The sequence below is a fragment of the Alteromonas sp. CNT1-28 genome (assembly GCF_022348345.1).
Taxonomy (GTDB): domain Bacteria; phylum Pseudomonadota; class Gammaproteobacteria; order Enterobacterales; family Alteromonadaceae; genus Alteromonas; species Alteromonas macleodii.
This window is the reverse complement of sequence record NZ_JAKREZ010000062.1, coordinates 1-9,377: the sequence shown is the minus strand read 5'-3', so window position 1 is coordinate 9,377 and position 9,377 is coordinate 1. Positions and strand designations below refer to the sequence as shown.

At 41.4% G+C, this 9,377-nt stretch carries 13 protein-coding genes; 10 read left to right on the top strand and 3 right to left on the bottom strand.

What is annotated here, in order from left to right; genetic code table 11:
- Nucleotides 1-108: 108 nt before the first annotated feature.
- Both MHN02_RS20910 and MHN02_RS20905 read left to right on the top strand, forming a co-directional pair.
- Nucleotides 109-474, top strand: coding sequence for a hypothetical protein (locus MHN02_RS20910; protein WP_061439370.1), 366 nt, complete (start codon nt 109-111; stop codon nt 472-474).
- Nucleotides 475-600: 126 nt separating this feature from the next.
- A complete protein-coding gene (locus MHN02_RS20905; RefSeq protein ID WP_101564786.1) occupies nt 601-942 on the top strand; it encodes a hypothetical protein in 342 nt (113 codons plus the stop codon).
- A 479-nt stretch (nt 943-1,421) separates the two neighbouring features.
- Here MHN02_RS20905 and MHN02_RS20900 read toward each other — a convergent pair whose 3' ends face one another.
- Entirely contained in the window at nt 1,422-2,468 is a 1,047-nt protein-coding gene (locus MHN02_RS20900) for an IS110 family transposase (protein ID WP_187448091.1), read from the bottom strand.
- A gap of 155 nt (nt 2,469-2,623) precedes the next feature.
- Between MHN02_RS20900 and MHN02_RS20895 the strand changes: the two genes are divergently transcribed.
- The 6 genes from MHN02_RS20895 (at nt 2,624) to MHN02_RS20870 (ending at nt 7,008) form a co-directional block, all read left to right on the top strand.
- The gene (locus MHN02_RS20895; RefSeq protein WP_239247898.1) at nt 2,624-3,112 is read left to right on the top strand and encodes a hypothetical protein; all 489 of its coding nucleotides are present in this window, start codon (nt 2,624-2,626) and stop codon (nt 3,110-3,112) included.
- Between the two features lie 133 nt (nt 3,113-3,245).
- Nucleotides 3,246-3,956: a hypothetical protein gene (locus MHN02_RS20890; RefSeq protein ID WP_239247897.1), complete on the top strand. Its 711-nt coding sequence runs from the start codon at nt 3,246-3,248 to the stop codon at nt 3,954-3,956.
- A gap of 373 nt (nt 3,957-4,329) precedes the next feature.
- Nucleotides 4,330-4,719, top strand: coding sequence for a hypothetical protein (locus tag MHN02_RS20885; RefSeq protein ID WP_239247896.1), 390 nt, complete (start codon nt 4,330-4,332; stop codon nt 4,717-4,719).
- Between the two features lie 270 nt (nt 4,720-4,989).
- The gene (locus tag MHN02_RS20880) at nt 4,990-6,291 is read left to right on the top strand and encodes a S41 family peptidase (protein WP_239247895.1); all 1,302 of its coding nucleotides are present in this window, start codon (nt 4,990-4,992) and stop codon (nt 6,289-6,291) included.
- A 145-nt stretch (nt 6,292-6,436) separates the two neighbouring features.
- Nucleotides 6,437-6,715: a type II toxin-antitoxin system RelE/ParE family toxin gene (locus MHN02_RS20875; RefSeq protein WP_071981396.1), complete on the top strand. Its 279-nt coding sequence runs from the start codon at nt 6,437-6,439 to the stop codon at nt 6,713-6,715.
- Entirely contained in the window at nt 6,715-7,008 is a 294-nt protein-coding gene (locus MHN02_RS20870) for a HigA family addiction module antitoxin (RefSeq protein WP_239247893.1), read from the top strand. The genes MHN02_RS20875 and MHN02_RS20870 overlap by 1 nt, the downstream gene beginning before the upstream one ends.
- Before the next feature lie 96 nt (nt 7,009-7,104).
- Here the strand turns inward: MHN02_RS20870 and MHN02_RS20865 are convergent, their stop codons facing one another.
- Both MHN02_RS20865 and MHN02_RS20860 read right to left on the bottom strand, forming a co-directional pair.
- A complete protein-coding gene (locus MHN02_RS20865) occupies nt 7,105-7,407 on the bottom strand; it encodes a type II toxin-antitoxin system RelE/ParE family toxin (RefSeq protein WP_239247890.1) in 303 nt (100 codons plus the stop codon).
- Nucleotides 7,404-7,646, bottom strand: a complete 243-nt coding sequence (locus MHN02_RS20860) for a type II toxin-antitoxin system ParD family antitoxin (RefSeq protein WP_014978218.1) — start codon at nt 7,644-7,646, stop codon at nt 7,404-7,406. Before MHN02_RS20860 ends, MHN02_RS20865 begins: the two co-directional genes overlap by 4 nt.
- Nucleotides 7,647-8,499: 853 nt before the next feature.
- Here MHN02_RS20860 and MHN02_RS20855 point away from each other — a divergent pair.
- Nucleotides 8,500-8,787, top strand: a complete 288-nt coding sequence (locus MHN02_RS20855; protein WP_239247888.1) for a hypothetical protein — start codon at nt 8,500-8,502, stop codon at nt 8,785-8,787.
- Nucleotides 8,788-8,939: 152 nt separating this feature from the next.
- Nucleotides 8,940-9,221 (top strand): hypothetical protein, encoded by a 282-nt coding sequence (locus tag MHN02_RS20850; protein ID WP_239247886.1) that lies wholly within the window; start codon nt 8,940-8,942, stop codon nt 9,219-9,221.
- Nucleotides 9,222-9,377 lie beyond the last annotated feature (156 nt).

The window sequence follows — 9,377 nt, the reverse complement described above, 5'->3', positions numbered from 1 at the left end:
GATTTAGTCTTAAGCAAACTAATTATGGCACTGGCTTTCAGCTAACCCACGAAAATGCGGAGGCTAGCATTTCACAGGGAGTCATTGTGTCTATGTTTCTCGAAAACTATGCGTAAAATTTTAGTTGGGATTTTATTATTAATAAGCTGGAATATTATGGCTTCTTACAGTTTGCATATTGAGCGTGATAACCAGATTTCTGTAAATGAATGGTTGGCGATTTGCGAAAGCGATTCGTCATTAACTGTGCAGCATGTTGCTAAAGCAATGAATCCGGAAACGGGTGAAACCATTGAAATCCAAACTCCAAATGGTTGCGTTTGGACTAGTCCAATTTTACGCAGAAAATATTATTTCACATTCTCAAATGGCAGCATTACTTTAGGTAGTGACAAGGCCCAAATAGGGAAAGCGAAAAAGTTAGCTAAATTACTTGGAGCCAGACTTGTAGGGGATGAGGGTGAGGAGTATTAGAAACATAACAACTCAATTAACTCGCTCACTGCGTTCGCTGGGACGCATACAAGTGGGGCGGCTTCGCCATTATGCCCCACGTGCCTGCGCCCGTTATTGAAAAGTTATGTGCCAGTAGGAGTTTGAGTGTTTGAAACTAAAGAAAGTTTTTTAGCCGACTTAGCGGAGAAAGGCCACCTCAATACATCGAAGAGTGAGATCCTCCGAGCAATTGCTGAGTTTGGTAACTGGCAGGAGTTCGAAGAGTGGCGTATCTCTACAGTAACCGAATTTAATATTAGTATTGAGAAATTCAAAAACGAAGATTGGTTCAAGGTCACCGTAAAGTGTGACTATGAGTTTAGTTGTGTTTGTCCCACCATCGAACGAGCAATGGAAATGGCTGGCATGTATCAGCAACTAATAATGCACTTGTTTAATCAAGTAGGCTGGCCGTCATGGGCAAGCATAAGTTCAGTAAACCCCTGAGCGTCAGCACATAACACATATGAGCCCAACTCCCGTCAATAGGTAATAGTAGTTCTCTGGCTGCTTTAGCAGTCAGTCCAAATCTCTGTGCCAAACCTCCTAGCTTCATCTGTCGTGGTTATCGTCAGGCATCACCTGCGGCAAACACATATAGAGGCTCTCTTAATACGATCTCATCGCTGCCTGTTACTATGCAATCCTTTACGTGTACAGGGGCACTAGACATTCATCGGTTAACCTGATGCTGGCACTATTCAAACGTAGTGGCTGATTTCTGTCGCCAGTTAGGGGCAGGCTCAGTTCAGGTGCAAGCGATTTAGCACAGAGTATTGATGCGCAACAGACGGATGTCTAATCAAAGCGTAGTGGCTGTGGACACTGGTATAGTTCATGTTGAACAGGTTCTTTTCCCTAAATCATCATGAACACAATACTCGCCATTCGACCAGTTAGGCGTTCAGCTCATCCGCCTGTGCGACTTACCCTGCTAAAAAGCGTTCACTGTCGAATACCGTCTGGTTCTTTAGCATAAAATACATGCAGCGACCTAGTTTATGTGCCAATGCAGAGAGTGCTTTTGCTTTGCTCATTCGTTTCTGCAGCTTAGCGAGATAGGCTTGCGCCGGAGGATTACCCTTCAAAAACAGCACTGCGGCTTCAGAGAACGCCCATTTAAGGTGCGCGTTACCAATTTTATTACCCTGCGTACCGTAGGCTTTACCGGCTGATTCCGCTTTACATTTAACTAGCCGAGAATAAGACGCAAACTTCTGAACACTGTCGAAGCGCTTAATAGTGCCAATCTCATAAAGAATGGTGAGGGCCAATACTCGCCCAACGCCAGGTAATGAACGCAACAAATAGTAGTCACGGCCGTTGTCATGTTTAGTCAATTTTTCTACATAACATTCAATGCTACTGACTTCATGGTCATAAACTTCAATTAATCGTAGATTCATATCAATACTGCGTTGAACCTGTGGATTGGGGAAATATCCGCGCATTGCATCGCGACCGGTGGTGTAGCTTAGGTCTGATTTTTCAGGTACTGGTAGGTTGTACTGTGACAACGCATTCTTTATGAATGCCTTTAACTCGGCACTATGGCGCATAGCATTCGTTCGTCTACGTAATAAATCTCGAATAGCACGCTTCTCCTTGGGATAAACGTAAGCCAAAGGAAAATTACCACCTCGCATAAGCTTGGCAATTTTATACGCATCAATTTTATCGTTCTTGGTTTTACCGCCATGAATCGCCTTCATATAGAGGGCGTGGCCGAGAATAAAATCAATATTATGATGTTCGCAAAAATCACTGAGCCAGTACCAGCAATGCATACATTCTGCGCCCACCACAATATTCCCGATGTAGGGTGCAAGAAGGTTTAAGAGCTGCTCAGGAGAATCTTTTATCTTCTTATGAACCAGTATCTCGCCGCGAGCATCTAGGATGCATACATAAAGCATTCGTGCATGAAGATCGATTCCGCAGTAAAAAGGATGTAAGTTAGTATAGAATTGCATTGAGTCTTCTCCATTTTGGGTTTGGTCGCCTTCCAGTGTTGGCACTCCCTCCGGTCGCTGGGACGCTAACACGTGGGCTGACTCACTTCGTTCGGATTTTAGCCCACGTGCTAGCGCCCCAAAGCTTAGCGTTAGGTTTCAAAGGAACTGATTAAATGAAAGTGATGTTTTTCGGTCTGATTTTATTAGTTACAGCGTTTAGTTCTGTGTCTCAAGAAATCCAATCCAATGGCTTTTCTTTAACCCTCGGAAATGGATGGTCCGTTGTAAATACAAACAAAATTACAACTGTTGCAGCAAATGAAGAATCAGAACAGGTAATCATTCTTTCAGTCTACATTGTGCCATCCGTAGAAAAGGGAGCTGAGATATTAGCTGAAATGAAAAGCTACTTATCAAACCTCAATGAACAACTTCCTAAAATGGAATTATATTCTCAACTTGCCCCTTTAGATGTTCAAACGAGTGCCCCTTGGGAATTAGTTGCGTATTCAGGGCCAAATGAAGTAGGACATTTAGTTGCTGCGTGTCTCGGTACTAATAAGGGCGTTTTAATGGTTTCACTAGAAGGTATGGGCCCTGTTCAATCTGCAATTCCGCAATTGAAATCAGTTCTTTCTTCGTTGAATCACAATGAAACCTAACAATCGCATAAACTCGCTCGCGGGCTCGCTGGGACAAAAACACGTAGGCTCCCTTCGCTTCGCTCTGTATTATAGCCTACGTATTTTTGCCCGTTATGCGGGCCGTTAGACTTCACGTTTGGAATCTCTTGTCTTGAACATTCTTAGGACTTTATTACCAGAAATTTTCGGTGCTATTTTTGGCATAACCGCGATAGCTTTTGCTTATTTTCTATTTAGCCTTTTCTTTCTAGCAATTGAAAAGTTCAATCATCTTGATATGGCAGATAATATGAATCCACTGTCAATAGGCGCGATTGTCGCAATTACACTTTTCATCATAAAAGAAGTATTGGAAGCCTACCGTAAAAATGCATCGAAAAATCGGAAAATAAAGGCACTAAAGACAATATTGGCTGAAGAGATAAAACTCAATTATTGGGTTTGGAAACAGATCGAGAGTATAGTTAAAAAAGTTAAAGAAATGCCCCCAGAAACCTTTTATCAAATCATTAGTTCTACTTCAGGAACTGAACGATTTGAGTACGTTCGCCCAGATGGTGGTGGCGGTGGTATTTTTTTTCCTGAAATAAAGGAGCAAGTCTTTACTCAATTGATTACCGAAATAGCAGAATTAGATGAGGATTTTTATTCCAGGAGCATAGAATATGGTAAAGGAGTTGCTGAACTTCAACATCTTAGACATGGGGTGTTTGACTTCATTCATGAAACTCCAAAGGGAGAACACTATGCTGAAGGGTTTTGCGAGTATGCGTTAGATGAGCTTCCTGATATAAAGGATAAATTTCAAAAACTTTATATCGAATGCACTGGTGATACGGAGTTACAACATCGCATGAGGTGAAGTCTAACAATCACATTAAGTCGCTTCGCTGGGACAGTAATACGTGAGCTCTGTCGCTTCGCTCCTATTTTAGCCCACGTATTACTGCCCCTTATGTGGGTGTTATAAGGCGTCAGCCTAATCTGCGTTTGGCTTTATAAAAATCCCAGTGCAACTGCCCTCACCTGTTTTCATTAGCATCGCTCTGGCTTGTGGTAGGTTTAAATCCGCCGCTCATAACTCAAAGGTGGTGTAATAGGCGCTTTATCGCCAAGGTATTAGTTGAACCTCGCAAGCGCCATTACACTCGATAGTCCAACTGGCGGCTAGCTTCTGTCAAATCAAAACCTTTACTGCACCGTCGTTTTGCTTGTTTGTGTTAACAATCAATCGTATGCTGGCTTCATTAGTTTGTAAAAAGACCAAAGGAACTGGCTCTGCTTATAACAAGGCGCTTAAGACCACTCCCTTCGGTCGCTCGGACGCATTTACGCGGGGCGGCTGCGCCATTATGCCCCACATGTCTGCGCCCGTTATTGGAAAGTTAGGCGTCATTTACTTACAGCATTTAAAAGTGGGTTCAACCGTGACATTCCAGCATCAAGGTTGTTTCGCTAGGTTGTCTTTACTGCTTACTTTTTTCGGTGGTTTCAACGACTTTAGCAACACGCTTTTCATCAACACCGCAACGCCAACATTCTGCATCTTCTGCTTTCTAAACTCGCTCTTTTATCCAGCATCACCGGTAACATCTGGCTTTTCGCACAGGGTTGTTTTATCTTAAATTCAATAATTTAAACACGTGGCCTAATTGGCTAGTGGTGGCAGCAAAGCTGCGTACTTATCTTTGTACGCCTAACAAAACGCTGTTGGCACCCCCTCCGGTCGCTGGGACGCTAACACGTGGGCTGACTCACTTCGTTCGGATTTTAGCCCACGTGCTAGCGCCCCAAAGCTTAGCTAGCAATTTAATTGAGCATATAGGAATTTTTTTAACTCCTTTTGGCGTGGTTGAGCGTTATTAAAAAACAATAATTAAAATTTCAGGAAGAATATGAAGAGTAAAGTTTTTAAATCCCTCATCGTTAGTTCACTAGTTCTATGCAATTATGTCAGTGCGGCAGATTGTCGAGATGTGTCACAAATTATTGCCAAACAACTTGAAGATAATTACGTAATTGAAAATACAGCAACAACGTTAGCTCAGTTAATACGTTCGAAGTCATTTTTATCTGGTTGTAATCGTCAAAAGTCATCTGAAGATATTGCTGAATTTATGACCTTGGAATTAAACAAGATTGCAAATGATAAACACCTCTCCGTAGTTTACGACCCGAATTGGGTAAGTGAGCTGAAAGCATTCCGTTCATCTAACCAAGCTGAAGCGTTTGCTGACAGTCGAGTTATGGAATCGCCAACTGATAACTATGGTTTTAAAAAGATTGAAATGCTCGACGGTAACATTGGTTACCTCGACATAAGAATGTTCTCAGATAGTCATTTAGGTGGTGAAACACTTGAGAATGCAATGAAGTTTTTACAACATTCTGATGGTATTATTATTGACTTAAGAAACAACTTTGGTGGTAGTCCATTCATGGTAACTTCGTTAGCAAGTTACTTTTTTGACTTAGATACTGTTCACTTATCAACTTTTGAAAGTCGTGCAAATGGCGTGTTAACTCGAACACAAGATTGGACTTCGCCTTATGTTCCGGGTCCCAGATTTAAAGATACGCCCCTCTACATTCTTACCAGCAGTAATTCTGCATCGGCAGCAGAAAGTTTCAGTTATGCTATGCAAAATCTAGCTAGAGCTACAATTGTTGGAGAGGTTACCGCTGGCGCAGCTCATGGAAGAAGTGCTGAAATAGTCAATGACAATTACATCCTCACATTGCCAACTTCACGACCTGTAGATCCAAGAACAAATGACAACTGGGAAAGAAAAGGTGTAAAGCCGAATATTGAAACAAGCAGTGACAATGCTTTTTATGTTTCCTATGCCGAGGTTCTAAACACCTTAATAAAAAATGAAAATAGTAACCTAGGCTTGCATCAATGGGTCTATCCGCTTGTAAAAGCTAAATCCAATCAATACCAGCTAAGTCAGAATGACATCGACCAAATTATAGGTACGTATGGTAAGCGCAAAGTTTTTCAAGAAAATGGCAAACTTTTTTATCAATATTTAGATGATCCAGCTTTTGAGATAGAGCTACTTGATAAAGAAACTATTGTTTTTAAAGCGTTTACTGAAGCACGGTTGCAAGCAACATATAAAGATAAACAAGTCATAGCATTGAAAATGCTCTCTTTTGGCGAGGATGCAAGAGAGTTTCAGAGAACGATGTAAAAATTGCTAACAAGTTGCTTAAATGGACAAAAAACAGCTGGCTTTTGCTCGTTCCTCGCTAATTTTAGCCAGCTATTTTATTGCCGCTTAGCAAAACGTTAGGCGTCAAGTTGCACCGCGTTGCGCAATGCGCTACACTCTTCTCATGATTAAGTCATTTAAACACAAGGGTCTTAAGCTGTTTTTCGAAAAAGGGAAAACTTCAGGCATTCAGACCAAGCACGCGAAAAAACTTCGCATGCAATTAGCTGCTATCCATACCGCGCAAAATATTGATGACATTAATTTACCAGGCTTCTCTTTACACCAGCTGAAAGGAGAAAGGTCAAATATTTGGTCGATATCTGTCAACGGTAACTGGAGAGTAACTTTCGAGTTCACGGATGGTAATGCTTACATCTTAAATTACGAGGATTATCACTAATGAATATGCATAACCCACCTCACCCCGGTGAATTTATTGATTCCATCTATATGGAGCCACACGGCATAAGTTGCAGAACACTTGCTACTCATCTTGGTGTTGCCGCTTCTACACTAAATCGTGTCGTTAAGGGAAAAAGTGCGGTAACGCCAGAAATGGCATTAAGGTTATCTAAGGTATTAGGGCGCAGCCCTGAGAGTTGGCTTAGTATGCAAGACAATTATGAACTTTGGCAGGCAAAGCAAAACATCAACTTGGATAACGTGCAGCCAATAGATCTGCATGCCGCCTAACAAGCCAATAAACTCACTCACTTCGTTCGCTGGGACGCATACACGCGGGGCGGCTGCGCCATTATGCCCCACATGTCTGCGCCCCTTATTTAAAAGTTATGCGCCAAAGCGTACAGGATTTACATCCATACTTTTATGAAGGATTCTTATGATCAGAATTTCCTGACTGCCCGTTTGTTTGTAGAAAATCACATGGCTACCTTGAGGAGATTTTCTGTATCCATCTCTTATTTCGTCGCAGCTTTTACCAATATCAGGGTTTTCAGACAACATCCAAAATGAATCGTCGAATTGTTTAAGATATACATTACGCTGTTCTCGGCCCCATTTCCGTTGCGTAAACAATGCGATATCTTTTAAATCTGATTTTGCTAGTACGGTTAATTTAAACGGTTTCACTCTTTTAATTCACCGTCTAGTTCTGATATCAGATGCTCAAGGTCGTATTCAGCTTCACCGCTTTCTTCACCTGCTACAAGTAATTGACGTAGAGTGTTTAATTTGGTTTCCTGTGTTTCTAGCAAGCGAAGAGCTGAACGAATCACCTCACTTGCTGAACCATACCGACCAGTTTGAATTTGACTAGCAATAAAGCCATCAAAATGGTCTCCAAGGGTAATGCTGGTGTTTTTAGCCATCTGATTTCTCCAAGTACCAATATATACCTAATTATGGTACTTACGCGTTGTAAGTCAATAGCGCATAACAATCACATTAAGCCGCTCGCAGGCTGGGTGTTGTGCTCTCGAATGGAAAAGGAAAATTGATATGGATGCAAATAATTCTAAAAGCTTCAAACTCGTAATATTTATTTTGTCGGCCCTACTTTCTGGTTTTATCCTAAAGTTTGCAGGGTTAGACGCTTCGCAGGCCAATATCGTTAAGCTTTCCAACTTCTCTCTTCCAATTTTCATAGTCTTCGGCATTTGCGTTAGCTGGACTTACAACTCAATCCATTTTTTGACAGAGCGCTTTTATCAAAAACGAACATAACCACTCAAGGCGCTCGCGCTGCTCGTTGGGGCAAAAACACGTAGGCCCCTTCGCTTCGCTCAGTATTATAGCCCATTATGCGGGGCGTTATATGCTTTTCAGAAAGTTCATCAATAAGGAATGTTATGAATCTAAATGCAACATTTTGGGGGCAAGCACTCTTCATCCTCGCGTTAGTTGTAATTTTTTTTACCATCAAATTTGCTAAAGGAAAGGCTGACAATATCGGGTTGGTTGTCATTTACGCCGTCTTGCTCAACTTCTTGATCCCGCCTGTTGGGTGGTTTTATTGTTACCGATGGGCAAGTAAATAATTGCCTAGAACAAATATCATCCTCTTTGTAGCTAGTTTTTTTTACTAAAGTGAGGTGTGAAAGGTTTTAATTTGTACACATATAACAAGCCAATGAGCACGTTCGCTGCGACGTTAGCTACAGAACTTTGTAGATCAGTTAAGGTCGAAGTTTGAGACAGCAAAATACGTTAAAAGGAATTACCATGAACAAAAAAGCTTTTTTTATTGGCTCAGCCACTTTGCTATCTTCACTGTTAGCCTTTCAATCATTTAGTAACCCAGCTCCCTTAAATTCAGTCCAAAAATACGCATCTCTACTCCCAAGCGGCTACAACTTTTCCATGACCATAAATGCTAAGATAGATACGACAGCTGACAAACCAGTAGTGTCAGGCATTCTAGATTTAACAGACGGTACCGAAATACTCCCCCCAGAATTAAGTTCAAAAGTAGAGCCTTTCATACAATGCGTAGTAAAGCTGATGAAATAGGCAACATGGCTCAGGTAACCACAAGCCATGTGCTTTCAAAATAGATGTTGGCCTTACAAATCAGCCAAGTTCGTCTCACGACTGTATCTTCCCTAGGGAAGGCACAATGTTAAGTCGTTATTTACCTTTGGAAACTATCTAACGGGATATTTATGAAAAGCAAAGATGTAAAGGTAAAAGTCAGAATAGCCAAGTTATTGCTTTCATTTTGCTTTGTAGCCTGGGGAGTCACTTGGGTTTATGCATTTATTGCAGATGAATGGGGGCTAATCGCAGGATTTTTTAAAGGCTTAGTACTTGGAGGCTGTCTCGCTGTCATTCCTGCTGCATATGCGATTTATTCATTAACACAAACTAAGTTACCAACGTTAAAAATAGTACTCGGTATATCACTAACTTGGTTGTTTATTGTATGCAGTTTATATTTGGTTTAACAGGCCGTAATCTACCAAGTTTCTTTCACAGGATTGTGAGTAGCCACATCAATCTAACAGGGTAAGAGCGTGATCATTTTTTAAGCAGTTATCACTTTTTCAAGATACGCAGTATCCATAGCCGCAATGCGCTGTTTACGTCGGATGCTGGCCTTC